Here is a 24,504-nt window from a genome sequence, read left to right on the forward strand (position 1 = left end):
CATGGGCAATACCGGCGTCATCGACCAATTCCTGGCCACCTTCACCCGTTATATCGACAGCGGCTTCGGCCTGCTCGGCGGCGAGGTCGCCTTCGTCGCCACCACGCTAATCGTTATTGACGTAACGCTTGCCGCGCTCTTCTGGAGCTGGGGCGCCGACGACGACATCCTCGCGCGGCTCGTCAAGAAGACGCTCTTTGTCGGTGTCTTCGCCTACCTGATTTCGAATTGGAACAGCCTCGCCCAAATCATCTTCGAGAGTTTCTCCGGTCTTGGTCTCAAGGCGAGTGGAACCGGCTTCTCGGCACAGGATCTGCTGCACCCGGGCAAGGTGGCGCAAACCGGCCTCGACGCCGGACGACCATTGCTTGAGGCGATCTCCGGTCTGATGGGCTACGTCTCCTTCTTTGAAAACTTCATCCAGATCGCTTGCCTGCTCTTTGCCTGGGCGCTCGTCCTGCTCGCCTTCTTCATCCTGGCGGTGCAGCTCTTTGTGACGCTGATCGAGTTCAAGCTGGCGACGCTGGCCGGCTTCGTGCTGATCCCCTTCGGGCTCTTCGGCAAGACGGCCTTCATGGCCGAACGCGTGCTCGGCAACGTCATCTCGTCCGGCATAAAGGTTCTGGTGCTTGCCGTGGTCATCGGCATCGGATCCACGCTCTTCGGCGAATTCACCCAAGGCTTCGGCGGCGAGAACCCCACCATCGACCAGGCCATGGCGATCGTGCTGGCAGCGCTGTCGCTGCTTGGTCTCGGCATCTTCGGTCCCGGCATCGCCAACGGCCTCGTCGCGGGTGGACCGCAGCTTGGCGCCGGTGCGGCCGTCGGGACTGGCCTGGCCGCGGGTGGCATCGCCGTTGCAGGCTACGGAGCAGCCAGCCTCGCGACGCGAGGCGGAACAGCCGCATTCGCGGGGGCGGCCTCAACCGTGCGTGGCGGGACCTCACTCGCTGGCGGCGGTTCGGCCGCCTATATGCTTGGCGCCGCCGGCCAGTCTGGCGTGACAAGCATCGCCTCCGGCTTGGGCGGCATTGCGCGCGCTGGCGCTTCAGCGGCAATCTCTCCACTCAAGCGCGCCGCTGCAAACACCGATCAAGCTCTTAAGTCGAACTTTGCCTCTGGCGTCGGTTCGGCCGCTGAAATCACCGGCGGCTCGTCGACCATGGGAACGATTGGCGGCGCCGCTGCGCCAACCGCGTCCGGCGTGGGCAAGCCATCCAGCACTCAAGGACAGCCCGAATGGGCCAGACGCTTGCATCGCTCCCAGCGCCTCGCCCACGGCGCCCAGACCGCCGCCCACGCGGTGCGCGCCGGTGACAGCCATGGCGGCGGAGCCTCGATTTCTCTTTCTGAAGGCGAATGAACCATGAGCACCTTTAGGCGCCCCGCCGTCCACTACGGCAAGAGCCCTCGACCGGAAACTTCCTATCAAAAGGCTGAGCAGATCTGGGATGAACGCATCGGCTCCGCACGCGTGCAGGCTCGCAACTGGCGCGCCATGGCGTTCGGGTCGCTCATCCTGTCGGCGGGGCTAGCCACCTCACTGGTCTGGCAGTTGGGCCGCGGCACGGTCGTGCCCTGGGTCGTGCAGGTCGATAAGCTCGGCCAGGCTCAAGCGATCGAGCCGGCAACCGCCGACTATAAGCCGACCGATCCGCAGATCGCGTGGCATCTCGCCCGCTTTATCGAGCAGGTACGCTCCATCCCCGCTGACCCGATCATCCTGCGCCAGGACTGGCTGCGCGCCTATGATTGGACCACCGACCTGGGTGCTGCGGCGCTCAACGACTATGCGCGCGCTGCGGATCCTTTCTCCAAGGTCGGCAAGCAGCAGGTCGCGGTGGACATTTCTTCGGTCATCAGAGCCTCGCCGGGCTCCTTTCGTGTCGCCTGGATCGAGCACCACTACGAAAACGGTCAGCTTTCAGGCACCGAGCGCTGGACCGCGATCCTGACGATCGTGACTCAGATGCCAAGCGACGCCGAACGGCTTCGCGCCAATCCGCTCGGTATTTACGTCAACGCCATCAACTGGTCGCGGGAGATGAGCCAATGAGCCCGACATCGCGTCTTGTTGCCGGCACGACTTTCCCAAGATATCTGCTGTCGGCCATGCTGGTGTCGGGGACGACGCTGCTTGCGGGTTGCGCCACGCCTGCGAAAAAGCCGCCGACGATCAGCTACGATACCTATGTTCCACCCTTGCCGCCGGCTCCGGCCGCCGCGACCGACCAAAGGCCGAAGCCTCTTCGCGTGCCACCAGGCTGGGCACCCGCGCGGGGCGGCGCCGTCGGGCAAACGCCGACCGCCCGAATCGAAAACGCAAACGCCGCGGCGCGCGTGGAACCGCGCCGTGAGGGCTATTACAACGCGATTCAGATCTACCCGTGGAGCGAGGGAGCGCTCTACCAGGTCTACGCCTCACCTGGCCAGATAACGGACATCGCGCTCGAGCCGGGCGAGAGCCTGACCGGAAACGGTCCGATCGCCGCCGGTGATACCGCACGCTGGATCATCGGCGACACCGAAAGCGGGTCCGGCATTGCCCGACGCGTCCACGTCCTGGTGAAACCCTCGCGGGCGGACATCACTACGAACCTTATCATCGCCACGGACCGGCGCAGCTATATGCTTGAGCTACGCTCAGGCGCGAAGCCCTACATGCCTGCCGTTGCGTGGTCCTATCCGGCTCTGAAAGCGGACCTCCCGCAGACGATCGCCACAACGCCGGTCATACCGGACGTTACAGTGCGCAACGATCGCTACGGCCTCACCGGGGACAGCCCGCCCTGGAAGCCGGTGAGCGCCTACGATGATGGGCGCAGGGTTTATATCGAGTTTCCGCGCGGCATCGTGCAAGGCGAGATGCCGCCGATTTTCGTCATCGGTCCGGACGGCGAGGCTGAAATCACCAACAGCCGCGTCTATCGAAACGTCCTGATCGTCGACCGCCTTTTTGGTGCGGCCGAACTGCGTCTTGGCGCTGGCAAGCGGCAGCAGACGGTAAGGATCGTGCGCATTGATGGAGGAACAGACCATGGATTGTGGCGGAGGCCAAGCGTCAGCGCCGCGTCGAAGGTGCCGAACGCAATGCACAGGAGAGCGCTGCAGCCATGAATGAGGACGATAAGGACGTCGGACCCATGCGGCTTCGCGCCGACCCGCCGCGTGTGACGCGTCTGTCGCGCAAGATGCTCGCAGGCATCGGCTTCGTCGCCTCGCTCGGTGTCGGCGGCGCGCTGATTTACGCTCTGCAGGACGCCGACACATTCAAGCAGGGCGAGGAGCTCTACCCTACCTCCAATCGGCCGCCTGCGGACGGACTGGCAAGCCTGCCGCGCGACTATGTCGGCCCGATCCTTGGGCCGCCGCTGCCTGGCGATCTCGGCAGGCCGATCCTCGATGCCCAGAAGAAGGGGCAGGCCGTCGTGCCCCCCTCAATCGCGAGCCCTGCGGTTGACGAAGCTGAGCAGCGCCGACGAGCCGAAGAGGAAGCGGCCAGAACCTCGCGCGTCTTCTTCCAGACAGCGCAAGGAGATCCCAAGACCGCCGAAGCGTCCGTCCCTCCTGTTAGCGATCTTGCCAGTCAGTATGCTCAGCCAAATGCGCAGGATCGCCAGCTTTCCTTCCTGTCTGCCGCCGCTGACCGGCGTACAGTGGCCCCGGATCACATCACACCTCCCGCGTCACCCTATGTGCTTCAAGCCGGTGCCGTGATCCCGGCCGCGCTCATTACGGGTATCCGGTCGGACCTTCCCGGGCAGATCAGCGCTCAGGTGACCGAAAATGTCTATGACAGCCCCACCGGCCGCTCGCTGCTTGTCCCGCAAGGCACTCGTATTGTTGGGCAGTACGATAGCGGAATTGGTTCCGGGCAGCGCCGCGTGCTGCTTGTCTGGAACAGGCTGATCTTTCCCGACGGACGTTCCATGGTGCTGGAGCGGCAGCCTGGCGCGGACGCACAGGGCTATGCCGGCCTAGAGGACGACGTCGATTATCACTGGGGCGAGTTGTTCAAGGCCGCGGCGTTGTCGACCATTCTGAGCGTTGGCGCGCAGGCCGGTTCTTCTGATCAAGACAGCGATATTGTGCGGGCTCTGCGAAGCGGCGCTTCCGATAGCGTCAGCCAGGTAGGCCAGCAGGTCGTTCAGCGGCAACTCGCTATCGCCCCGACGCTCACGATCCGGCCGGGGTTTCCCGTTCGCGTCCTCGTCACCCGCGACCTTGCCCTTGAACCATACGGAGGTTGACATGGCCAAGTTGAAACTCGCAACGATCGCCGACGACAAGCCAGTGAAGATTACGGTGGAACTGCCGGCTCCCCTGCATCGCGATTTGGTGAAATACGCAGAGATCCTTGGGCGCGAGACCGGGCGGCCGTCTGCCGATCCATCGCGCTTGATCGCGCCGATGCTTGAACGGTTCATCGCAACGGACCGCGGTTTTGCGAAAGCAAAGAAGGAGGAGGCTTAGACCGAGCTTTCCTGTGGCCAACGACCGGCGAGCGTCTTGAGCCGAGCCGTCGATAGGATGCTCGCCTGTCGATGGCTTACGCCCAATGAGGCTTGAACGGCCAAAACTTGTACTCACCAACAGGTCGAATGATTGATCTTCCAATGCACCCGGCACCGCTGATCTGCACGAGCAGGAGCCAGAGCGCTCGTCATCGCGAATGGTGAGGCGCCCAAGGCATTCGCGACCAGCTACCGTCGAGTCGCCGGGATGTTTATAGCATACACATCCGGCCTCCGACTTTTGCCCTAGGTATTCGGCGCGCGCCGGGATAGCATATGTGCTGGTTGGGGTGTGCGATGACAGAAGTCTCGATACGCCGAGCGGACTTCATGATGGTCCTCGCTTATGCGTCGGACCTCGCGACAGGCCATTCCCGCGACTTCGCGCTGAAATCTTGCGTACTTGCAATGCGGATCGCGGACCTTGCGGGTGTTTCCGAGCAGGACCGGCGCAATGCCTACCACCAGTCGATGCTGCGCTATGTCGGCTGCAATGCGGATACGGACCTTCTGGCGGCCACCTTCGGTGACGAAATCGCACTGCGCCAGGATCTTGTCGCTCTCGACATGGGCAACCGTGCAGAATTGGGCAGGGTCTTCGTGCAGGCCTTCAAGCGGTTCTACTACTATCTCGAGCCTGACGCGCAGGCCAGGGCGATCGAGGCTGCGATGGCGCAGGCGCTGGCCGTGGCCCGCCCGGTGCTGACTGCGCATTGCGAGGTCGCCCAGCGTATCGGCGAGCGGCTTGGCCTGTCCGAGGACATCCGGCGCAACCTTGGCCAGATCTACGAACGCTGGGACGGCAAGGGCCTGCCGCGCGGGCTGAGCGGCGAGGATGTTCTGCCGGCCGTCCGCCTGATCACATTGGCGCAGGATGTGATTGCGCTCAGCGATGCTGTCGGTATCGACGCGATGGCCGAAACCGTTGCCAGTCGCGGCGATGGCCCATACGAAGCGGGTCTAGCCCGGCTCGTCTCGGCCAACGCGACCGCGCTGATGAAGGATATCGGTGCGACAGTCGATCGCGAGACGATTTTGGCGCTGGAGCCCGATCCGCCGGTGACGCTGGATGAGGCGGCTTGTGACGAGGCGTTCCTCGCCATCGCCGACATGATCGACATGCGCATGCCCTTTACGCAGGGCCATTCGCGAATTGTGTCGGAACTGGCCGCGGGTGCGGGCCAGCGGATCGGGTTGCCCACTGCCGATGTCCGCGCCCTGCGCTGGTCGGGCTGCATCCATGACATCGGCGAACTGGTGGTGCCGGTGGCGACCTGGATGCGCAACGGCCCTTTGTCGGTGCGTGAGCGCGACGCGGCGCAACTGCACGCTTATTACGGTGAGCGGGCGTTGGCTTCCTTCGGCCACGGCGGCGATGCGATGGGCGCGCTCGTGCTGCGCCATCACGAGCGCCTGGACGGTTCGGGATATCACCGCAAGGTCAGCGGCTCCGATCTGTCTCCGGCGGCCAGGATCCTGGCCGCCGCCGAGGCCTTTCAGACGTCGCGGGAGGAACGTCCGCACCGCAAGGCGCTGTCCAGCGAGGCGGCGGCGACGCAGTTGCGTGCAGCTGTTCGTGACGGCTGTATCTGCCCCGACGCCGCCGAGGCGGTGTTGTCCTTCGCCGGGCAGCAGTCGCGCCGGGCCTTACCGCAGGCGCTAGCCGGCATGACGCGGCGCGAAATCGAGGTGCTGCGCCTGATCGCCGCCGGCCTTACGGCGAAGGAGACGGCTCGCAAGCTCGATATCTCGCCCAAGACCGCCGACCACCACATCCAGAGCGTCTACTCCAAGGTCGGCGTGACCACCCGCGCCGGTGCCGCGCTCTATGCGGTCGAGCACGGCCTTGTCCGACCGGGCGAAATGCCGGCATAGGGAATCCACCCCATGTGCGCCCGCTTCGGCGCGCGCATCGTGATCCTGTCGATGGACCAATGGTGGCCGCGACCGACAGGAGGAAATCAGATGCTTCTCGCAACGACCAAGGTGGCGGACGTCGACCACTTCATCCGGATCTTTTCGACCAAGGGCGCCGACAAGCGCCGGCTGCACGGCTCGAACGGCGCAACCGTGTTCCGCGACCCGAGCGAACCTGACCGCGTCTGGGCGATCTTCGACTGGGACGCCGAGGGTTGGAAGAATTTCGTGTCGGATCCGGAGGTGCCTGCGATCCTGCAGGAAGCCGGCCATGTGGGCAAGCCGCAGGCGGCATTGCTGCTCGGTCACTACGAGGCCTGACGTCCACGCTGCGCGTCGCCTGCTGGCTGGCGGCGGCGCGCCCGGCAAACACCTCGGAAGCCGAATTCCCCAAAACTCGCAACACCCAGAATCGGAGAAATGACATGAATCCGAAACCCATCAAGATCGGCCTTATCGCCGAACTCACCGGCCCGTTGTCTTTCATGGGCGTCGCCAATGCGAACCTCACCACCATGCTCGTCGACGACATCAACGCCAAGGGCGGCCTCCTCGGCCGGCCGGTGGAGCTCGTCATTGAGGATGGCGAGACGAACGACGGCGCCGCCAAGGCAAGGACCGCAAAGCTGATCGACGTCGACAAGATCGATGTGGTCGTCGGCGGCATATACAGCTCGACCCGCTTGGCCATCAAAAGCGAGGCGGTCACCCGGGGCAGGACGCTTTACATCTATACCGAGCAGTATGAGGGACAGGAGAACGATCCCTTGATCTTCTGCACGGGCCCGGTGCCCGCGCAGCAGGTCGAGCCGCTGATCCCATGGCTCATGGAGTCCACGGGAGCCAGGAAATTCTACCTGCCATCGGCCGATTACATCTGGCCTCATTTGCTGAACAAGGCCGCGAGCCAGGTGGTGCGCGCCAATGGCGGCGAGATCGTCGGCGAGGAGTATTTTCCGCTGGACACTGTCGATTTCCGGCGGACGGTGCAGCAGATCATGGCGAGCGGCACCGACGTGGTTTTCAACACCATCGTCCCGCCGGGGCTGACACCGTTCCTCGAAGAACTGCACAAGGCCGGCTTCGGCAAACGCGGCGGCCGGATCGTCTGTACCTACTTCGATGAGAACTTCTTCAACCTGGTGCCGCCCGACCAGATCGAGGGCCTCTACAGCTGCCTCGACTATTACCAGGAACTCGACGAACCGTTCGGTCGCGCACTGTTGCGGCGCTACAGCGCGCGGTTCCCCGGTGGCGCTACCTTGACTGCGGGCAGCGGGTGCACTGGTCACTACCGGGCGATCAAGATGTGGGAGGCCGCCGTTCATGAGGCCGCCACCGTCGAGCGCGACGCGGTTATCCGGGCGCTCGATCACGCTCGGATCAGTGAGGGACCTGGGGGCCCGGCGGAGATGGTTCCCGGCCAGCATCATGTGCGGATGAACATGTACATCGCACAGGCACAGAGCGGTCGATTCAGGGTCGTGAAGAACCTGGGTCCGATCGATCCCAACCAGCGAATGCTTACCGAAGAATTCCAACTGAGCAACGTGAGGTGAGCTGCGCGGATCCCGATCACTGCTCTTCCAATAGGCGAGGGCGGCTAGATGGTGCCCTCGCCGTCCACCTTCTCGTAACGGCCAGCGACGACGTTGCGCCAAGATGGGGATCGCCAGCAGAGTGGTACCTTTCTGGATGAACCGGACCGTCTGTGCCCAAGCTGCATAGCGCCGGTGTTAGCCGGTGCAGGCCCTGTTCCTTTGCAAGATGTGAATTTTCTGTTTTAGCTATTGCCAATCTCGATCCGGCGCACTCTCGTCAAATCGTCTCAATCAGCGGATGTCAGGGTCAGTGGTTACGTCTCCTCGCAACCATTTTATCATAAATCAATAACCGTCCGCCTAATGCCGCTATCCTCTCCACCAGCCCGCCAGCCTGGGAGTCCCCCTTCTTGGAAAAGGCTGCGGACTTAGAGGGCCAGCCGGGTAGACTGGCCCCTCATCTCTTTTTCACACAGATTTTGGTTGATTTCCCGCGAGCCTTGCCACAACGATTGAGCATTCGGGGTACAGTGGAGTTGGGCTGGTGGACGTTAAATCGCTCATAGGCCGGCGAGCACCGCTAAAGAGCTTGTCCATGCAGCGCTCCTAAGCGCGCCTCTGGACGAAACGATTTCCATTAAAGCAACTATCGCGGCAGCCCGTGAACTTGGCCTCGAACTCACCTCGAAGGATTGCGAACTCACCGAACTCATCATATTCGAGGCGGTTTTGCTCGGCCGGTTCGTCGCCTTCGATTTGCATGAGTGATGCGCACCCACGGCGTCCTTTGGTTCTCGCCGCCGGTCTCGGTTAAGACCGGCAGCATGGCGTCTGCTAAGAGGTCAACAAAGTCCAGGCAGCCGTCGAGAACCTACTTGAGTGGCCCAATCGAGGCCGTCGCCACTGGTCGACGCTTTAAGATTGGATTGCGGGGTTCTCTTCCTCGCGGGGCGGCAAGACGGTGGCGCTCGCCGGCGCCCCCCGAGGCGCGATTTTGCGTGACGGCTGGTGGACTACGCGGTCCGATCCGTGGATGCGGTCCGTGAGATCGTTTTCGCTACCAGCGTGTTCGGCACCAGTATGTCATTGCGACGTGCGAAGGCGACCAGGGTTGCCCGCACGATCTCCGGATCGACCTCACCGGCAATGCCGGCTTTGCAGGCGTTGAGCGCGACCGCATGAGCCCCGTTACGGCCGGGGGCGGGCCAGTCCTGAAGCAGGGAACATGCTTCCATCGCGTTCTCGATTGTCACCGGGAAACCCATTCCGACCAGGATTGTGACAGGTTGTTCAAAGCGCGTGTTTGTCATGACTTGAGTCTCTATCGATAGCGTTGCGACTGCGGCGTGCCGAGCAACGGGCCTGTCCGCAAGGACAACTCGACGCCCTGCCCGGATTCTGCCAAGACGCGAGATCCGAGCATCAGGTTCGGCTCTCCGCAGACACTCCCGATGCCGCGACACGTGCGCCGACAGGATCAGCGTTGACGTCACCGTGCGCCGGTTCCAGCCCGCAGATTCGGCCATGTCCAGCAAGCCCGTCAGCAGCGGCTTGAGCGCCGTTTGGCATTCCTCTTCGTAGGCAAGGAATTCGCTCGGCGAGCATGCCGGGGCCGGAACGGTTCCCTCGCCGGTCATCACATTCATGATATTCTCCCCAATCGATCTGGCGATGCTCGCTCCCCATGTGGGGAGCGAGTCTGCCGGCGCTCAGAAATCCATTCCGCCGCCGCCCGGCATCGCCGGGACCGGTGCTTCCTTCTTAGGCTTTTCGGCCACCATGGCTTCCGTGGTGACGAGCAGGCCCGCGACCGAGGCGGCGTCCTGCAGTGCGGTGCGCACGACCTTCGCCGGGTCGATAACGCCCTGCGTATAGAGATCGCCGAACTCGTTGGTCTGGGCATTCCAGCCCCAGCCGAACTCCGCCTTCTCGCGCAGCTTGCCGACGATGATCGACCCCTCGGCTCCCGCGTTCTCGGCGATCTGGCGCACCGGGGTTTCGATCGCGCGGCGAACGATTTCGACCCCGGTCTTCTGGTCGGCATTGTCGACAGCGACGTTATCGAGCGCCTTTGCAGCCCTGAGCAGTGCGACGCCGCCGCCGGGCAGCACGCCTTCCTCGACAGCCGCGCGGGTCGCATGAAGCGCGTCGTCGACACGGTCCTTGCGTTCCTTGACCTCGACCTCGGTCGAGCCGCCGACGCGGATCACCGCGACGCCGCCGGCGAGCTTAGCCAACCGCTCCTGCAGCTTCTCGCGGTCGTAGTCCGAGGTGGTCTCCTCGATCTGCGCCTTGATCTGGGCGATGCGGCCCTGGATCTCTTCCTTGCGGCCGACGCCGTCGACGATCGTGGTGTTTTCCTTCTCGATCGCTACTTTCTTGGCGCGGCCCAGCATCTGGATCGTAACATTCTCCAGCTTGATGCCGAGGTCTTCCGAAATCGCGGTGCCGCCGGTGAGGATGGCGATGTCCTCGAGCATGGCCTTGCGACGGTCGCCGAAGCCCGGAGCCTTGACGGCCGCGACCTTCAGACCGCCGCGCAGCTTGTTGACGATCAGCGTGGCCAGCGCTTCGCCCTCGACGTCCTCGGCGATGATCAGCAGCGGCTTGCCTGACTGCACCACCGCTTCAAGCACCGGGAGCATGGCCTGCAGGTTGGAGAGCTTCTTCTCATGAATGAGCACGTAGGGCTCCTCGAGCTCGACGCGCATCTTGTCCTGGTTGGTGATGAAGTAGGGGCTGAGATAGCCGCGGTCGAACTGCATGCCTTCGACGACTTCGAGCTCGGTCTCGGCGGTCTTGGCTTCCTCGACCGTGATGACGCCTTCATTGCCGACCTTCTCCATGGCCTCAGCCAGGAAGCGGCCGATCTCGGCATCGCCATTGGCCGATATGGTGCCGACCTGCGCGATTTCGTCGTTCTTCGTCACCTTACGGGCGTTGGCCTTCAGCTCCGCGACCACTGCGTCGACGGCCTTGTCGATGCCGCGCTTCAGGTCCATGGGATTCATGCCCGAGGCCACGGCTTTGGCCCCCTCCTTGACGATCGCTTGCGCAAGAACCGTTGCCGTGGTCGTGCCGTCGCCGGCGATGTCGTTGGTCTTCGATGCCACTTCGCGCACCATCTGCGCGCCCATATTCTCGAACTTGTCCTCGAGCTCGATCTCCTTGGCGACGGTGACGCCGTCCTTGGTGATGCGCGGCGCGCCGAACGATTTATCGATGACGACGTTGCGGCCCTTTGGTCCCAGCGTCACTTTCACGGCGTTGGCGAGGATGTCGACGCCCCGCAACATCTTCTCGCGGGCTTCGGTATGGAATTTCACCTCTTTGGCGGCCATTGGATAACTCCTCGTTAGGCAGCTTTCATTGACTGGTTGACTGTTTGAAAAAGCCCTCAGGCGGCCTTCTTCATTGTGGCAGTCTGCTCGATCACGCCCATCACGTCGCTCTCCTTCATGATGAGCAGGTCCTCACCGTTCAGCTTGATCTCGGTGCCGGACCATTTTCCGAACAGGATCCGGTCGCCGACCTTCACGTCGAGTTCGACCAGCTTGCCGCCGTCGTCACGAACGCCAGAGCCGACGGCGATGACTTCGCCTTCGCTCGGCTTTTCTTTGGCGGTATCGGGGATGATGATGCCACCCGCCGTTTTTTCGTCGGCTTCGATGCGGCGGACCAGGATACGGTCATGCAATGGACGGAACGCCATGTCGTTCTCCTTCAAGGACAAACAGGTTTTGAGGTTCCCCCGCACCGGACCGGCAATATCGGCCGGTGCGGGGCGACGCGACCCTCTCGGGCATCGCGCGCGCATATCGAGCTAGTTTTGGGATTTTCGGGTTTCAAGGGGCCGATGCAAAAAAATTAGCACTCGGCATATGAGAGTGCCAACGGACTGTTATCGTGCAGCTATTTCGTTCGAACGGGAGACTTTGCAGCTTGAATTTTCGCGACTCGCAGACAAAATTATCGCTGCTGCTGCCCATGGGACGGCAGCCTGGAACACGAACGCTATTCGAGGAGTTTTTGCAGACGGAGGACATCGATGAACCACCAGACGTTTTCGCCGATAATTTCCTCTCTTGCCCCCGAAACATCCGACTATTCGCTCGATCGCCTGCTGGCGCCGGCCAGGCATTTCAAGCATCCTGACGAGGTCTTGAAGGACGAGACGCTCGATCGTCAGGAAAAGCGGGCGATTCTGTCGTCCTGGGCTTCGGATGCCTGCGCTGTGGGATCCATGCCAGCGCTGCGTCAGCCGCCGGGTACCGAGCGGCCGGTAACGTTGGACCAGATCATGGATGCTTTGTGCAAACTCGATGTCGAGGCTGCGACGCCATATCCGGCAACCGATCATCGGCACATGTTTGACCGACTGGACGCATGAAATCGTAAGGAGAAGCATATGGTCAACGCGGTCAGCAGGGAGTTCCGACTGCAGATGGTTGGCTACGGGCTGACCACCGCCGAGATCCATTACCATTTTCCCGATCACCCGAGCCTGCTGCAGCTCTACGTCTGGCAAGAATATGACCTGGCGCCGGAGTTTCCGGAGCTGCAAGAATTCCTGGGCTATTGGGAGCGTGAACTGGTGGGCGCGCTGCATTCCGTGCGAGTCGCCCACCATCGCCTCATCCAACCTTCGGAATTGCGCGCCGTCGACGGGATCATTGCCATCCACTGAGCGTGGCGTCAGATCGCAAGCCTCCGGTCGTCCTCATCGGACGGCATTTGCGGAGCGCGTAATGGCCATCTGCCGGTATCAGGCCGGCCCGTTTCGCCGCTTTCTTGAAAGCGTTATAAGCCTCACGGCCGCTGCGCCAACCATCCAGCGCGTCGCGGCAGGCCCGCTCTGCGGCGCGCCAGCTGCGTCCCTGCGCCCATTCAGGCCATTGCTGATCCAGGCATTCCAATGCCTCGAAGCTGCTGGCGACCTTGCGCGAAGTGGCGGGAAATTCGAGCTTGACCGGTTCGGGAAACCCAACGTCGTTCACCACTTCCTCCGTTTGTTGTTCCAGTCTTTTTGCGAGCAAGCAATCGGGCGGCGCCATCGGCGAACGCCCCTTGTCGAGATGGTTGGCCGCCCATGCCGTGTCAAGGTTGCCGCATGGCCGGCGTCAAAACCGTTGAACCTCCCCATCGGCAGCCAGCAGCCCGATTGGCCCGGCGATGCCTTCGGGCGCCATGATGATTGCCGCTCTGCCTCTTGACGCGGTGGAATTGAATTCCCAGATCGATTTTGCTGGCGCCTGAAAGGGCCAGCGAAGGTCAAGGAGCGCCGCATCCTTGGCGCTCCTCGTATCTATATTGCTCAATGGAGGATGTAGCTATGAGAACGACATTCGACTTTACCCCTCTGTTCAGGTCGAGCATCGGCTTCGACCGCATGCTGAACGCGCTCGAGGCTGCGAGCAGAGGCGAGCCGATCGACAACTGGCCGCCCTATGACATCGCCAAGACCGATGAGGACGACTACCGCATCACCATGGCGGTCGCCGGATTCAGCCAAGACGAACTGACCGTCACGCAGGAGCAGAACATGCTCATGGTGTCGGGCCAGAAGGTCGGCGAGGACAACAGCCATTACCTGCATCGCGGCATTGCCGGCCGAGCCTTCCAACGCCGTTTTGAACTGGCCGATCACGTCAAGGTTGTCGGCGCCGGTCTCGTCAATGGTTTGCTGACGATCGATCTCAAGCGCGAGATTCCCGAAGAGATGAAGCCGCGCAGGATCGAAATCGCATCCGACAAGACGATGCCGAAGGTCGCGGCGAACCGGAAGATCGAAGCTGAGAGGCAGGTCGCCTGAGAGCTCGCTGATGGTCTGGCGCGCGCGGCATCGGGCCTCGCCCGGTGCCGTCGCGAAACGATTGGTCAAATCCAATCAACAGAAAGGAGAACAACAATGAGTGTACGTGATCTGATCCCTTGGAGACGGGAAAATAGCCGGCTTCCGAGCTTGTTTCGCGATGACGAGCGCGACCCCTTTCTCTCGTTGCATCGCGAGGTGAACCGCCTGTTCGACGACGCTTTCCGTGGCTTCGGCCCTGCGCTACCGGCCTTCGGTACGCTATCTTCATTCGGCAGCGGCTGGCCGAGCGTCGAGATTTCCGACGGCGAGAAGGAGATCAAGGTGACGGCCGAGGTTCCCGGTCTGGAGGAAAGGGACATCGAAGTGCTGCTCGATGACAGCGTGCTGACGCTGAAGGGCGAGAAGCGCTCCGAAACGGAGGACAGGGACCGGCAGTTCTCGGAGCGCTACTACGGCCGCTTCGAGCGGCGCATCCCCCTCGGTTACGAAGTCGAGGAGGGCGAGGTCGACGCCCGCTTCAAAAACGGTGTGTTGACGGTGAGGCTGCCGAAGACCGCGAAAGCGCAATCACAGGCAAAGCGCATCGAAATCAAGAGCTGACATGTGGCGCGGAAGGTCGCCGACAGGCCGGGCCTCCCGCGCCACACCTGCTCTACCAGGAAGAGAAATGCCTCTCAGCGACGAGCCGCATTCCGGCAAAGCCCGAACGAAACACGCGGGCGCCGTCGAGAACGATCGAGGCTGCCGCTAAAGAGGAACGCATGCTGCTCGATTGAGCGCGGCCTAATGGCCCGGCTCAGATATCGGTATGATGCCAGCGGCCAAGCTCTCCTCTTCGAGAGTATCTGTGACATCACCGACGCTGGCCCCCGCGTTGGAGTGAGTCCTCGCCAGTTCTTCTGCCTTGGATTTCACATCAAAGGAAGCTCGCCGCCGCTTTTTTGCTGCTGCTACCGCATCCGCAATCTCGACTGCCAGGGTGAGTGCCGGCATTAGACTTCTCCCGGATGCCCAGCCTCTACTCCCAAACATTGCAGACGTTCGGCCAACCCGACAGCTGTGCCGGCGACAGCGTCACCGAGCCGCCAGGCTCGGCCACATGAACTGTCCGTGGTTCATGCGCTTGGTGAACAGACAAAGACCGGTGACATCCCAGAACAGGATCTTCAGCAGCCAGGCATTCTTGCCGCGGAACACGAACAGATGCCTCGAGAACGGCTCCTTCTTCAGATGTTCCTGGATCAGCGTCGCGAGCCCATCGAGCCTTTGCGCATGTCGGTGTGACCCAAAGCCAGATGCACTTTCACGCCGGCCGGAACGACGATCATAACGCCTTCTCCGTGGCTGCCAGCTGCCGCTTCACCGCGGCCGCAGTGCTGCCAGTCGGCGCAAACACGCGCCGCCCATCATAAAGACCCCGCTGCCAAGGCGCTAGGTGCCAAGGGCGGAAAGAAGCGCGCCGAGAACATGACGCCAGAGCGGCGCCGAGATCGTTAAGAAGGCAGCAGCGAAACACTCGGGAAAATAGCAAGCACGTTCACTTTTGTGGTCGATGGAAGACCTTTGCGAGAAAATGGACGCCGTTGCGCCGAAGCCGGGCACGCGGTCCATATAAGAAGCGCGCTGCGGACAACTCCTAACAACCGCAGGTCGATTAGATGACGCTACGGAAGAACGATTGCAGGACGTCCAGGGAACGAAAAGCCCGCCGCTACCCAGTCGAGCGGCGGGCTTCCTGCGATTTCGTAAGCGGCTACACCCCTGAAAGGAGCGACCGCTTCCCCGGTTAATGCGGCGACCGCGCAACGGTCCCGACAATTTTAACCAACGTCAAAATTTCAAACTGAGACACTACCCGAAGTTTTGAGGGTCTTCCTCGCTGTCGCGCGCAATAAATCGATCAGCGGCGCGGCAAAACGGATCGACGTGCAGCATTCGACGGTCTCGCGCCGCATCAAGGCGCTGGAACAGCAGCTCGGCACGCGCCTGATCGAGCGCAAGGCGTCGGGCTACGAGCTCACCAGCGCGGGCGAGGAGCTGAAGCTCGCTGCCGTCAAAATGGAAGTCGAGGTGCTGGAGGTCGAAGGCGCGCTCGGCGGCGAAGAAGATCGTCCAACAGGCGTACTCCGCGTCGCTGCGATCAACAACATGGCCTCGTCGGTGCTGATGCCGATATTCGCGCGCTTCAGCGCAAAATATCCAGAAATCGAGCTGCACGTGCAGGTCTCGAACAAGTATGTCAGCCTGGCCGAGCGTCAGGCCGATGTTGCGATCCGCCAGACCAACACGCCGCAAGAGACACTGGTCGGCACGTTGCTCGGCAAGGTTGCCTCTGCCGTCTATGGCGAGCGCAACTATGTAGTCTCATTGCGCTCCGGCGCGACGCGGAAATGGCTGGGCGTGGAATGCTGCGCCTTCCACCAGTCGTTGACAAATGCCGCGTGCCCCAACCGCGACTACAGCTTTTTTGTCGACGATACTTTGTTGACTCTCGCGGCGCTGCGCGAGGGAATGGGCCTCGCCTATCTGCCGTGCTTCATGGGCGACAATGACGCCCGACTGCTCCGTTATCTCGCCCCGGAGCCGCATCATGATGTCGGCCTCTGGCTGCTCTACCATCCCAATCTCCGACGCACCAAGCGTGTGCGACTGTTTCGCGAACACATGCTGGCGGAAATGGTGAGCCAGCGGGAGCTGTTCGACGGTTTGAAGCCGCGACGTGACGGCCGGAACAATCTCGGCACGATGTCGTCGCCGCAGCCGAAACGCCACGGACGACAGGCTGCGGCCAGCGTGAAATAGAGTTGGCCTCCGTTGCCGTTGCGGCGCAATATGTCGCCTTCTGGCCCTAGGCGGCGGTTTTGAATGTCCGTTCTTCCTGCGCTCCTGAGGCAGTTGGCACGTCAATACGACGCACTTGCGTACATGCTAAAATAATGAAATACGGCCCGCGAGGGGATGATGGCAGGGAATTGGGTGGCATGTATTTTCCTCAGTTTCTCACGGGAATGGTGGTGACGTCGGGCGCCTTAGCGGCGCGGGCATATGGCGCGACAGGCTCCCTATGGATCGCGGCCGTCTGGGCCATTCTCACGTTGGTGCTTCTGCAAGTCGGATATTTTGTGCTTGTGCTCGGGATCGTTTATGGGTCGCGAGATAGCGGTCGAGCGTCGGATGCAGGTTCTAGCCAGACAGCAAGTCGCGTAGCGCGATAGAGTCCGCGCGGGACTGCAGAACAATTCGCTTCCTACCCCCTGTCTCCCGAAGCCTAATGCCGTGGGGGGCACCGCCATGAAGACTTTGGCCGGCTTGGACTCCGGCGGGCAGGCAATTCGAAGGTCCGCTTCGCATTGTCGCTCCAAATCCTGACTGGCAGAAGACGGCCCCAAAGCGGTCGGCAAATTTTCTACAACTCGCAATCCACTGGGGTTCTTGGAAGCTTTTCGAACTTTCTGGGTCGCGCCTCAGCCCGAATTGCGGGGCTTATGGACAAAGGGGGATACTGAATTCGATTTTTAGGCATCGACTTCCTGGCGCGTTTGCCTCCTCATGGTACGCGTCAGCAGGTATCCAAATGTGAGCGGCAGCTTTGCGCCTCAATTCCGGCTACTGGGATCGCAAATGCCATTTTCCCGGAGCAGTCACAAGCAGGTTGTCTGACGGCCCGAACGGCCACCAGCTCACAGGGCCATGATGGGTTCAGGCAACCCTGCGATATCGACCCGCCGCATGAATACCGCGCCTCCGACGTCGTTCGCCTTGGTCGCCTCGGTCGTGCTGCCGTCCCAGCCGGTCGTCACGTACAATGTCTTGAGTTCTGGTCCTGCAAAACACAGGCTGGTCACGAATGTGGCAGGCAGATAGAGCGACCGTCGAAGCGTGCCTTTTGGGTCGATACAGACAACCTTGCTGCCGCCATAAAGTGCGCACCACACATTGCCCGCACTATCAACGGCAAGGCCGTCAGGCATTCCATCATTGTTGGCAAAGGTGAAGAACACGCGACGACCCGAGATCGATCCGTCATTGCCGAGATTGTAAGACAAGATGCGGCGGCCCACGGTATCGCTGAAATAGAGCTTGCGGTTGTCGGGCGAGAAAGTCGGGCCATTGCAGATCACGAAGCCCCGGTCGCCGACCACCCAGCCTGTGCCGGGGACCATGCGATAGAAGAGCGCGTTTGGCTCCCGCTCCGACACATCATAGGTTCCCACCCAATAGCGCCCGGCACGGTCGACCTTGGCGTCATTGTAGACGAGGTTCATTTGTCCTTGCTTGGGATTTGCGAAAACCCGGGTTTTCCCAGTGGCTGTGTCGAGAAGGTGCAGCCCATGATCCACCGCGAGAAGCAGGCCCTTTTCGGTAAGGACGAGCGACCCGATAGTCTCGGCGAAATCCATTTTCCAGCTGTCGCGGGCGCCACTGCCTTGTCGTTGCCGGTGCACGGTTGGGCCATAGAAGTCTATCCAATAGAGTGCCTGCTCTGCCGGGTGCCACAGGATGCTCTCGCCCAGCCGATCGCGTGTTGGGGCGAAGATTTTCCATTCCGCGATGTCTGCTGGCATGTTTCCGATCCTTGCCGGTTTGGGGCGCATCACTGAGCATCCGAACGCGACGGCGGCCCGTGTTGCGTCGACCTCTCAGAAGCCCCGTGAAAGTCGAACCTCGAGGCTCAGCTGCCAATGTGGAAAGTCTCCGTGTGGCCGTCGACCGCTATTGCCTGACCCGTCACCATTTTCGCGGCCGGCGAAGCCAGGAACACGCACATGTCGGCGATTTCCTCCGGGTTCACGAAGCGCTTGATCGACTGGGATTGGACATATTCCTTCTGGAGGACATCGATTGCGACCCCGCGGCTCTCCGCCTCGGCCTTGATAACTTGCTGCATGCGGGCGCCATCGACGGATCCAGGGCAAATCGCGTTGGCGCGCACACCGTATGGCCCGAGTTCGACAGCCAGAGATTTCGTGAGCCCGATCACTGCCCATTTGGCGGCGGCATAAGGCGTCCTCAACCCATAGCCGTACAGACCGGCCGTTGAAGAGATGTTGATGATGCTGCCGGAGGACTGGCTCTTCATCAGAGGCGCGGCGCGCCTGGCACACAGGAATTGCGCGTCAAGGCACACACTGAGACAGTCACGCCAGTCGTTCAGTTTGAGCTCCTCGACATAGCCGGTAGGACCCTTGGTGCCGGCGTTGTTGATGAGGACATCAAGACCGCCGAGATCACCGAGTGCGTCATCAAACCAGGCGTTGATGGCCTTCTCGTCGCTCAAATCCACTTTCTTACCCGAGACCTGCGGATGGGTCTTTGTCACATTGTGCAATGCCCGCTCATCGACATCACAGACATGGACCTTGGCGCCACTGTCAGCGAAGGCCTGGGCGATAGCCCACCCGATGCCCGAACCTCCCGCAGTGATCATCACGCGTTGGATCATTTTATCCTCCTTGTTGTCCCGGATATGACGCGGCGCCGCTGCGCGCGTCATTTACGCTTCGGCACTATTTTTAGTGTAGGCACCAGCCCCCGACGAAGGCGGCGATTGACGGCAACGGCAGCGCACCGAACGACGCAGGCCGAGACTTGGTGCCCCGCCAATCAGCGAGAAAGCTCGCCGCCGTCCACCACGATGTTGGACCCATTCACATACGAGCAGAGGCCCGAGCAGAGCGCCACGGCGACATAGGCGATCTCTTGCGGTTGCGCGAAGCGCCCCATCGGGATCGCCGCTTCATAGCTGGCGCGGATGATTGCGGCATCGCTGCCAGTCTGCCGCGCAATGTTGGCGGTCGTCGCCGCCACCATCTCCGTGTCGACGCTGCCAGGCGAGATGGTGTTGACGCGTATGCCCCGTGGTGCGAGTTCTCCCACCAGCGCATCTGCCAGTCGCAGGACACCAGCCTTGGAAGCGCAGTAAGCACCCCACAAAGGCCATCCCTTCAGCCCATACTGCGACGCGATGAGGACGAGGTTGCCCCCGCGATGCAGATGCCGTGATCCCTCTCGAGCGACCAGGAACGCCCCTATCACGTTGACATCCAGTACACGGCGAAAGTCTGCGACCTGCATGTCGGCCAACGGGGCGACAACACCGATCGCCGCAGCGTGAACGATGTCGTCAATGGGACCTTCAGCAGCGATTTCCGCCAAAATTCGTTTTACGGACTCTTCGTCGGCAATATCACAGCCCCGAACCGTTTCGGACGCGTTGATGTCGAGGCGCACGACTGCGGCGCCGGCCTGGTCGAATGCGTCTGCGATGGCCTTGCCAATTCCGCGGGCCGCGCCCGTCACAACGGCGCGTCGGCCGGCAAGCAGCTGCGGCACCTGAAACGGGGCAGAAGAACTCTCCTGCGAGGGGTTGGCGAATGTCATGTGATGGCTCCGGCGAAAAAGGCGATTTTGGCTAACGGTGAGGCTATTTCACCGCGCGCTGCCGCAACAATGGTGCCGAAGGTCACTATTGATAGCATCATCTCGCCGACCCGCGTCCGAGATGGTGACCGTCGGCACCATTGTTGAGGTCTCAAAGCGTGAATTAGGGTCCTGCCAAGATCACGATTTGTCTCGCGGGAGCCATTGCCATGAAGCCAGATACCCTTCCCAAATGCTGCATTATCGGAGCAGGCTGCAGCGGAATTGTCACTGCCAAGGCACTCACGCAACGCGGCATTCCCTTCGACTGGTACGAGATGAGCGATCGGGTTGGCGGTCAGTGGGCATTCGAAAATCCGAATGGGAAGTCGGCGGCATACCGATCGCTGCACATCGATACCTCCAAGCTGCAGCTGGAGCTGGCGGACTTCCCGATGCCCGCAGATACTCCGCACTATCTGCACCACACGCAGGTGCTGGCCTACCTGAAGTCGTACATGGACCATTTCGGTCTGACCGCTAAGGTCAAACTCAGTACCGAGGTCAAGAAGGCTGATCGTGATGCCAATGGGACCTGGCAGATTCGTTTGGGCGACGGCGAGACGCGCTCCTACGACGCATTGTTCGTGTGCAACGGACATCATTGGGATCCGCGTCTGCCCGAGCCCGCCTATCCAGGCAAGTTCGAGGGCATGCAGCTTCACTCGCATGGCTATCGCGACCCGTTCACGCCGGTGGATTTCACGGGCAAGAACGTCCTGGTCGTTGGCATGGGCAATTCGGCGATGGATATCGCCAACGAACTTTGCCCACGCCATATCACCAACAAGCTCTTTGTGAGCACCCGGCGCGGCGCGCATATCTTTCCGCGTTTCCTGCTCGGCAAGCCTGCCGACAAAGGCAAGCTCTATCCTTGGCTGCCGCTGTCGCTCCAGCGCTGGGTTGGCCGTCGGATCTTCCATTTCGCGGTCGGTCACATGGAAGATTTCGGGTTGCCTAAGCCTGACCACCGCGTGTTCGAAGCGCACGTTTCGGTGTCGGACACATTTCCAACGTTGGTTGCCTCGGGCGATATCGAAATTCGGCCCGGCATCAGAGAGCTCGACGGTGACAGCGTCGTCTTCGAAGATGGACGCCGTGAGAAGATCGACATCATCGTCTGGGCTACCGGCTACAAGGTCTCTTTTCCCTTCTTCGACCCGTCCTTGATCTCGGCGCCGGGCAATCGCCTGCCGTTGTTCAAGCGCGTGCTTAAACCCGGAATACCAAACCTGTTCTTTATCGCTCTGGCGCAACCGAGCATCACGCTCTTTGCGCTTGCAGATCGGCAGGCAAAGTGGATAGCGACATATCTTGCTGGCGACTATGCACTGCCCGACGTGGAAGAGCAGAAGCGCACCATTGTCGCCGATGAAAAGAAGCACATGAGCCGCTATTACGCGTCGGCGCGCCATACGATGCAGCTCGACCAGGACATCTATTTCTCGGAGCTCGAGGGCGAACTCAAGCGCGGACGCAAGCGCGCCCGTTCTCTTGGCTTCGGGCGCACCCGGCTGCCGGTTCCCAGGGTCGCCGATGTGGAGTTTCGGGCCGCAGCCGAGTGAGGAACGCCGTTAGGCGCCTGTCACCCGCAGGTGCTGGACGTAGGTGAGAAAGAGCTCGCGTTCGGTGGTGATATCGAGCTTCTGATAAAGGCGAAGCCGGTGGTTTTTGACGGTTCCACGCTTGACGCCCAGGCGATCCGCGATGCTGGCGATCGGATGGCCTTCGAGCGTCAACTCGACGATTTGGCGTTCGCGGTTGGTAAGAATGGATAGCCAGTCATTTGGATCGGCACGCGGTGCGTGCATGGCAGATACCTCGACTTGGTCGCATTGGCCACCAGGTGCTGCACCGAAATCCGCGCCCAGGGCCGATCGGACGACGAGCCGGCCATCAGGAAGCAATGCCTTGGTGTTGCCGGTGCTGGCGAGCTCAACCAATGCCTCCACCAGCCCGCCCCTTGGATCGGCGACCAGCCTGCGCCACGCGCTGTTTGCGGCGAGTTCGTCGCCGCGCCGGTCAAGGAGGCGCAGGGGCTTTTCGGTGGCATCTGCTGCCAGGCCATGACTGATGATGGCTTTCAAGTGGGCATCGTGCAGACCGGCCAGCAAGGGAAATGCATTCTCGATCGTTGCAAGCTCCGCGGCGCCGAATTCGCCGACGGCGCGATCGACCACGAGCGTCGGACTGGCGCCGCCGATCGGCGGCAAGAACACGGCAATCTCGTCACTGATGCTGGCCGCGCGCAGGAACTCAAGGGCATACCGGCTTTTCCACATTTCGGCGGGCGCCAGACGGCGCAACGAACAGACCGCCGGCGAGCCAACGCTTCGCCAATAATCGTGAAACGGGTCGAGCGTATACAGACCAGATGCGTAGGGCGCGGCAACCTCGCTGCGGATTTCGCGTGGAATGATGAGGTCCGGCGCTCCGGAACTTGAATACCGCACCAAAGAAAACGCGTCGGCCTCGACCAAGGAGGCAATCACCTCGAGCAATCTGTCATAGAAGACATCATCGCCAATCGCGGCGCTCGCGCGTCCTATCGCAGTGGAAAATCCCAGTCCCGCCATGCCGTTTCGAACTTCAGACCGGATCTGGCCGGGGTTCGGAACGTAGTTTCTAACCGGAGAATGGACGTTCATTTCTCCTCCTTGGCCTTTTGGCCCAAAAATTGGTCATCTGGCCAATTGTTGATCCTTTTGGACAAATATGTCAATGTGAACTCATGAGCCTGACAAAAATCAGTGACATCCGACGCCGCGAGCTGCGCCATGCAGCCTTTGAGGTTCTGCAAAGCGAGGGCATGGCGGGCGCTACAATCGAGAAAGTCGCCCAGAAGGCGGGCGCCTCGAAAGGCATCGTCCATCACTACTTCAAAACCAAGCAGGAGCTTTTCGAGCACACGATGCGCCATTCGAACTCGTTGCTGCGTGACGAGGTCATTCGGCTGATGCGTTTGGCGCGTAGCCCGGACGAGCGCCTGTGGGCGATCATCGCCGGCAATTTCAGTACAGCGTTTTTTACGCCGGGAATTTGCCATGCCTGGCTTGCACTCTGTTCCGAAGTGCCGCGCGAGCCGCAGCTGGCGCGCATTCAGCGCGTCGTCCACGCTCGTATGCATTCGAATTTGATGAGCGCCTTGTCTGGGCTGGTCCCAGCCGATCAATGCGAGGCCGTGGCGCTTGGAATAACCACAATCATCGACGGGCTGTGGCTCAGGCTCGGACTGCGGCCGGCAAAAATTTCTGCACTCGAAGCGCTGGAGCAGCTGAGCGACTATCTGGCTCACCGCATCCCTCACATAAGCTGGGAGGAGCATCTGTCGCGCACCGATCCCGGCCACCGGCCGGGTTGAGGGGATAGCGCATGGCGTCGCGGATGGTGACCGTTGGCACCATTGTTGGACAACGGATGGCTGCATAGGCTCTGACAGACCTGAACGTGAAGGAGCAATTCCATGGCCGCGCGGCTCGCTGACAAAGTAACCCTGATCACTGGGGCGGCGTCGGGGATCGGCAGGGAGACGGCCCGGCTTTTTGCACGTGAGGGATCCACCGTGTTCCTTGGCGATATCGATCGCCGGCGCGGCGAGGCCGCAGCTGCCGAGATCGGGGCGTCTGCGTCTTACGTCGAGCTCGACGTGACCAAGGAGAATTCCTGGTCAAGCGCGGTCGACGCGGTTCTGGAGCGGGCCGGCAGGCTCGATGTGTTGGTCAATTCCGCCGGGATCTGGAGTGACGGCGATTTCATCAGCTACTCGCTCGCTGAATGGCAACGCACGATGGATATCAACGCCACCGGGACTTTCCTGGGCTGCCGTGCCGCCGTGGCGGCGATGAAGGAAAAGAGCAACTCCGGATCGATCGTCAACATCGCCTCGATCTACGGCAACATTGCTTCTGATGACGCGGTTGCCTACGCCGCCAGCAAGGGCGCGGTGAGGATGTTGACCAAGGGCGTTGCGCTCTATTGCGCTGCCAACTCATTGGCTGTGCGCTGCAACTCGGTTCATCCCACCTATGTCGATTCAGAAATGCTTGCAAGCTTCGCACATGTGGTCGGCGGCCGCGAAGCGGTAGTGGCCGGGTTGAGTGGAGTGGTGCCGATGCGCAAGCTGCCGGTGCCATTGGACATCGCGGAGGCGGTCTTGTTCCTCGCGTCTGACGCTGCTCGGCTCGTGACGGGGGCTGAGCTGCCTGTCGATGGTGGGATGCTTGCCGGGATATTTGCACCTATCAGCGCTCCGCCGCGCCAACTTGGGGCTTAAGCCCTCCGGGACCCCGAGTTTGAT

Annotated in this window: 26 protein-coding genes; 16 read left to right on the plus strand and 10 right to left on the minus strand. The window is 61.6% G+C overall.

Features of this window, described 5'->3' with window-relative positions:
* Position 1 precedes the first annotated feature (1 nt).
* The 8 genes from trbL (at position 2) to FJ430_RS11030 (ending at position 7,990) form a co-directional block, all read left to right on the plus strand.
* Positions 2–1,363, plus strand: coding sequence for a P-type conjugative transfer protein TrbL (gene trbL, locus FJ430_RS10995; protein WP_140645552.1), 1,362 nt, complete (start codon positions 2–4; stop codon positions 1,361–1,363).
* A gap of 3 nt (positions 1,364–1,366) precedes the next feature.
* On the plus strand, positions 1,367–2,056 hold the full coding sequence (trbF, locus tag FJ430_RS11000) for a conjugal transfer protein TrbF (protein ID WP_140708186.1): 690 nt from the start codon (positions 1,367–1,369) through the stop codon (positions 2,054–2,056).
* Positions 2,053–3,117, plus strand: a complete 1,065-nt coding sequence (trbG, locus tag FJ430_RS11005; protein WP_140708184.1) for a P-type conjugative transfer protein TrbG — start codon at positions 2,053–2,055, stop codon at positions 3,115–3,117. Before trbF ends, trbG begins: the two co-directional genes overlap by 4 nt.
* The gene (locus FJ430_RS11010) at positions 3,114–4,250 is read left to right on the plus strand and encodes a TrbI/VirB10 family protein (protein WP_140645549.1); all 1,137 of its coding nucleotides are present in this window, start codon (positions 3,114–3,116) and stop codon (positions 4,248–4,250) included. Before trbG ends, FJ430_RS11010 begins: the two co-directional genes overlap by 4 nt.
* A gap of 1 nt (position 4,251) precedes the next feature.
* The gene (locus tag FJ430_RS11015) at positions 4,252–4,473 is read left to right on the plus strand and encodes a DUF2274 domain-containing protein (RefSeq protein WP_140645548.1); all 222 of its coding nucleotides are present in this window, start codon (positions 4,252–4,254) and stop codon (positions 4,471–4,473) included.
* Positions 4,474–4,985: 512 nt separating this feature from the next.
* The gene (locus FJ430_RS11020; RefSeq protein ID WP_226892143.1) at positions 4,986–6,389 is read left to right on the plus strand and encodes an HD domain-containing phosphohydrolase; all 1,404 of its coding nucleotides are present in this window, start codon (positions 4,986–4,988) and stop codon (positions 6,387–6,389) included.
* 90 nt (positions 6,390–6,479) lie between these two features.
* Positions 6,480–6,752 (plus strand): hypothetical protein, encoded by a 273-nt coding sequence (locus FJ430_RS11025; protein WP_027024197.1) that lies wholly within the window; start codon positions 6,480–6,482, stop codon positions 6,750–6,752.
* Positions 6,753–6,856: 104 nt separating this feature from the next.
* Complete coding sequence (locus FJ430_RS11030) at positions 6,857–7,990, plus strand: substrate-binding protein (RefSeq protein WP_140708180.1); 1,134 nt, start codon at positions 6,857–6,859, stop codon at positions 7,988–7,990.
* Between the two features lie 995 nt (positions 7,991–8,985).
* Here FJ430_RS11030 and FJ430_RS11035 read toward each other — a convergent pair.
* The 3 genes from FJ430_RS11035 to FJ430_RS11045 form a co-directional block, all read right to left on the minus strand.
* Positions 8,986–9,618: a DUF982 domain-containing protein gene (locus tag FJ430_RS11035; RefSeq protein WP_226892144.1), complete on the minus strand. Its 633-nt coding sequence runs from the start codon at positions 9,616–9,618 to the stop codon at positions 8,986–8,988.
* Positions 9,619–9,681: 63 nt separating this feature from the next.
* Positions 9,682–11,313, minus strand: a complete 1,632-nt coding sequence (groL, locus tag FJ430_RS11040; RefSeq protein WP_140708178.1) for a chaperonin GroEL — start codon at positions 11,311–11,313, stop codon at positions 9,682–9,684.
* Between the two features lie 56 nt (positions 11,314–11,369).
* On the minus strand, positions 11,370–11,684 hold the full coding sequence (locus FJ430_RS11045) for a co-chaperone GroES (protein ID WP_140645542.1): 315 nt from the start codon (positions 11,682–11,684) through the stop codon (positions 11,370–11,372).
* Positions 11,685–12,020: 336 nt separating this feature from the next.
* Here FJ430_RS11045 and FJ430_RS11050 point away from each other — a divergent pair, with 336 nt between their 5' ends.
* Both FJ430_RS11050 and FJ430_RS11055 read left to right on the plus strand, forming a co-directional pair.
* Positions 12,021–12,362: a hypothetical protein gene (locus FJ430_RS11050; RefSeq protein WP_140708175.1), complete on the plus strand. Its 342-nt coding sequence runs from the start codon at positions 12,021–12,023 to the stop codon at positions 12,360–12,362.
* 18 nt (positions 12,363–12,380) lie between these two features.
* Positions 12,381–12,659: an usg protein gene (locus FJ430_RS11055; protein WP_140708173.1), complete on the plus strand. Its 279-nt coding sequence runs from the start codon at positions 12,381–12,383 to the stop codon at positions 12,657–12,659.
* Here the strand turns inward: FJ430_RS11055 and FJ430_RS11060 are convergent.
* On the minus strand, positions 12,643–13,026 hold the full coding sequence (locus FJ430_RS11060; RefSeq protein WP_226892145.1) for a DUF982 domain-containing protein: 384 nt from the start codon (positions 13,024–13,026) through the stop codon (positions 12,643–12,645). The genes FJ430_RS11055 and FJ430_RS11060 overlap by 17 nt on opposite strands.
* A 278-nt stretch (positions 13,027–13,304) precedes the next feature.
* Between FJ430_RS11060 and FJ430_RS11065 the strand changes: the two genes are divergently transcribed.
* Together FJ430_RS11065 and FJ430_RS11070 are read left to right on the plus strand one after the other, a co-directional pair.
* Positions 13,305–13,784 carry an Hsp20 family protein gene (locus FJ430_RS11065; RefSeq protein WP_140645538.1) on the plus strand — a complete coding sequence of 160 codons (480 nt, stop codon included), beginning with the start codon at positions 13,305–13,307 and terminating at the stop codon, positions 13,782–13,784.
* Positions 13,785–13,880: 96 nt separating this feature from the next.
* Complete coding sequence (locus FJ430_RS11070; protein WP_140645537.1) at positions 13,881–14,387, plus strand: Hsp20/alpha crystallin family protein; 507 nt, start codon at positions 13,881–13,883, stop codon at positions 14,385–14,387.
* Between the two features lie 183 nt (positions 14,388–14,570).
* Here FJ430_RS11070 and FJ430_RS11075 read toward each other — a convergent pair whose 3' ends face one another.
* Together FJ430_RS11075 and tnpB are read right to left on the minus strand one after the other, a co-directional pair.
* Positions 14,571–14,780, minus strand: a complete 210-nt coding sequence (locus FJ430_RS11075; protein WP_140708171.1) for a hypothetical protein — start codon at positions 14,778–14,780, stop codon at positions 14,571–14,573.
* 81 nt (positions 14,781–14,861) lie between these two features.
* Positions 14,862–15,032 (minus strand): IS66 family insertion sequence element accessory protein TnpB, encoded by a 171-nt coding sequence (gene tnpB, locus FJ430_RS11080; protein WP_319023014.1) that lies wholly within the window; start codon positions 15,030–15,032, stop codon positions 14,862–14,864.
* 618 nt (positions 15,033–15,650) lie between these two features.
* On the opposite strand from tnpB, the gene FJ430_RS11085 reads away from it, so the two are divergent.
* On the plus strand, positions 15,651–16,589 hold the full coding sequence (locus tag FJ430_RS11085) for a LysR family transcriptional regulator (protein ID WP_140708169.1): 939 nt from the start codon (positions 15,651–15,653) through the stop codon (positions 16,587–16,589).
* A gap of 878 nt (positions 16,590–17,467) precedes the next feature.
* Here FJ430_RS11085 and FJ430_RS11090 read toward each other — a convergent pair.
* The 3 genes from FJ430_RS11090 to FJ430_RS11100 form a co-directional block, all read right to left on the minus strand.
* A complete protein-coding gene (locus FJ430_RS11090; protein ID WP_181175509.1) occupies positions 17,468–18,352 on the minus strand; it encodes an SMP-30/gluconolactonase/LRE family protein in 885 nt (294 codons plus the stop codon).
* A gap of 107 nt (positions 18,353–18,459) precedes the next feature.
* Positions 18,460–19,281, minus strand: a complete 822-nt coding sequence (locus tag FJ430_RS11095; protein WP_226892146.1) for an SDR family oxidoreductase — start codon at positions 19,279–19,281, stop codon at positions 18,460–18,462.
* A gap of 110 nt (positions 19,282–19,391) precedes the next feature.
* Positions 19,392–20,168 carry an SDR family NAD(P)-dependent oxidoreductase gene (locus tag FJ430_RS11100; protein WP_140708165.1) on the minus strand — a complete coding sequence of 259 codons (777 nt, stop codon included), beginning with the start codon at positions 20,166–20,168 and terminating at the stop codon, positions 19,392–19,394.
* 209 nt (positions 20,169–20,377) lie between these two features.
* On the opposite strand from FJ430_RS11100, the gene FJ430_RS11105 reads away from it, so the two are divergent.
* A complete protein-coding gene (locus FJ430_RS11105; protein ID WP_140708163.1) occupies positions 20,378–21,772 on the plus strand; it encodes a flavin-containing monooxygenase in 1,395 nt (464 codons plus the stop codon).
* Positions 21,773–21,781: 9 nt separating this feature from the next.
* On the opposite strand, the gene FJ430_RS11110 is transcribed toward FJ430_RS11105, so the two are convergent.
* Positions 21,782–22,855: a helix-turn-helix transcriptional regulator gene (locus FJ430_RS11110; RefSeq protein ID WP_226892147.1), complete on the minus strand. Its 1,074-nt coding sequence runs from the start codon at positions 22,853–22,855 to the stop codon at positions 21,782–21,784.
* Between the two features lie 83 nt (positions 22,856–22,938).
* Here FJ430_RS11110 and betI point away from each other — a divergent pair, with 83 nt between their 5' ends.
* Both betI and FJ430_RS11120 read left to right on the plus strand, forming a co-directional pair.
* The gene (gene betI, locus FJ430_RS11115) at positions 22,939–23,568 is read left to right on the plus strand and encodes a choline-responsive transcriptional repressor BetI (protein ID WP_140708161.1); all 630 of its coding nucleotides are present in this window, start codon (positions 22,939–22,941) and stop codon (positions 23,566–23,568) included.
* Between the two features lie 102 nt (positions 23,569–23,670).
* Positions 23,671–24,480 carry an SDR family oxidoreductase gene (locus FJ430_RS11120; protein WP_140708159.1) on the plus strand — a complete coding sequence of 270 codons (810 nt, stop codon included), beginning with the start codon at positions 23,671–23,673 and terminating at the stop codon, positions 24,478–24,480.
* Positions 24,481–24,504 lie beyond the last annotated feature (24 nt).

Source organism: Mesorhizobium sp. B2-8-5, from assembly GCF_006440675.2.
Lineage (GTDB): Bacteria > Pseudomonadota > Alphaproteobacteria > Rhizobiales > Rhizobiaceae > Mesorhizobium.

Coding starts and splice junctions, on each gene's coding strand:
- trbL (WP_140645552.1), top strand. CDS start 2: ATGGGCAATACCGGCGTCATCGACCAATTCCTGGCCACCTTCACCCGT.
- trbF (WP_140708186.1), top strand. CDS start 1,367: ATGAGCACCTTTAGGCGCCCCGCCGTCCACTACGGCAAGAGCCCTCGA.
- trbG (WP_140708184.1), top strand. CDS start 2,053: ATGAGCCCGACATCGCGTCTTGTTGCCGGCACGACTTTCCCAAGATAT.
- FJ430_RS11010 (WP_140645549.1), top strand. CDS start 3,114: ATGAATGAGGACGATAAGGACGTCGGACCCATGCGGCTTCGCGCCGAC.
- FJ430_RS11015 (WP_140645548.1), top strand. CDS start 4,252: ATGGCCAAGTTGAAACTCGCAACGATCGCCGACGACAAGCCAGTGAAG.
- FJ430_RS11020 (WP_226892143.1), top strand. CDS start 4,986: ATGCTGCGCTATGTCGGCTGCAATGCGGATACGGACCTTCTGGCGGCC.
- FJ430_RS11025 (WP_027024197.1), top strand. CDS start 6,480: ATGCTTCTCGCAACGACCAAGGTGGCGGACGTCGACCACTTCATCCGG.
- FJ430_RS11030 (WP_140708180.1), top strand. CDS start 6,857: ATGAATCCGAAACCCATCAAGATCGGCCTTATCGCCGAACTCACCGGC.
- FJ430_RS11035 (WP_226892144.1), bottom strand. CDS start 9,618: ATGAATGTGATGACCGGCGAGGGAACCGTTCCGGCCCCGGCATGCTCG.
- groL (WP_140708178.1), bottom strand. CDS start 11,313: ATGGCCGCCAAAGAGGTGAAATTCCATACCGAAGCCCGCGAGAAGATG.
- FJ430_RS11045 (WP_140645542.1), bottom strand. CDS start 11,684: ATGGCGTTCCGTCCATTGCATGACCGTATCCTGGTCCGCCGCATCGAA.
- FJ430_RS11050 (WP_140708175.1), top strand. CDS start 12,021: ATGAACCACCAGACGTTTTCGCCGATAATTTCCTCTCTTGCCCCCGAA.
- FJ430_RS11055 (WP_140708173.1), top strand. CDS start 12,381: ATGGTCAACGCGGTCAGCAGGGAGTTCCGACTGCAGATGGTTGGCTAC.
- FJ430_RS11060 (WP_226892145.1), bottom strand. CDS start 13,026: ATGGCGCCGCCCGATTGCTTGCTCGCAAAAAGACTGGAACAACAAACG.
- FJ430_RS11065 (WP_140645538.1), top strand. CDS start 13,305: ATGAGAACGACATTCGACTTTACCCCTCTGTTCAGGTCGAGCATCGGC.
- FJ430_RS11070 (WP_140645537.1), top strand. CDS start 13,881: ATGAGTGTACGTGATCTGATCCCTTGGAGACGGGAAAATAGCCGGCTT.
- FJ430_RS11075 (WP_140708171.1), bottom strand. CDS start 14,780: ATGCCGGCACTCACCCTGGCAGTCGAGATTGCGGATGCGGTAGCAGCA.
- FJ430_RS11090 (WP_181175509.1), bottom strand. CDS start 18,352: ATGCCAGCAGACATCGCGGAATGGAAAATCTTCGCCCCAACACGCGAT.
- FJ430_RS11095 (WP_226892146.1), bottom strand. CDS start 19,281: ATGACGCGCGCAGCGGCGCCGCGTCATATCCGGGACAACAAGGAGGAT.
- FJ430_RS11100 (WP_140708165.1), bottom strand. CDS start 20,168: ATGACATTCGCCAACCCCTCGCAGGAGAGTTCTTCTGCCCCGTTTCAG.
- FJ430_RS11105 (WP_140708163.1), top strand. CDS start 20,378: ATGAAGCCAGATACCCTTCCCAAATGCTGCATTATCGGAGCAGGCTGC.
- FJ430_RS11110 (WP_226892147.1), bottom strand. CDS start 22,855: ATGAACGTCCATTCTCCGGTTAGAAACTACGTTCCGAACCCCGGCCAG.
- betI (WP_140708161.1), top strand. CDS start 22,939: ATGAGCCTGACAAAAATCAGTGACATCCGACGCCGCGAGCTGCGCCAT.
- FJ430_RS11120 (WP_140708159.1), top strand. CDS start 23,671: ATGGCCGCGCGGCTCGCTGACAAAGTAACCCTGATCACTGGGGCGGCG.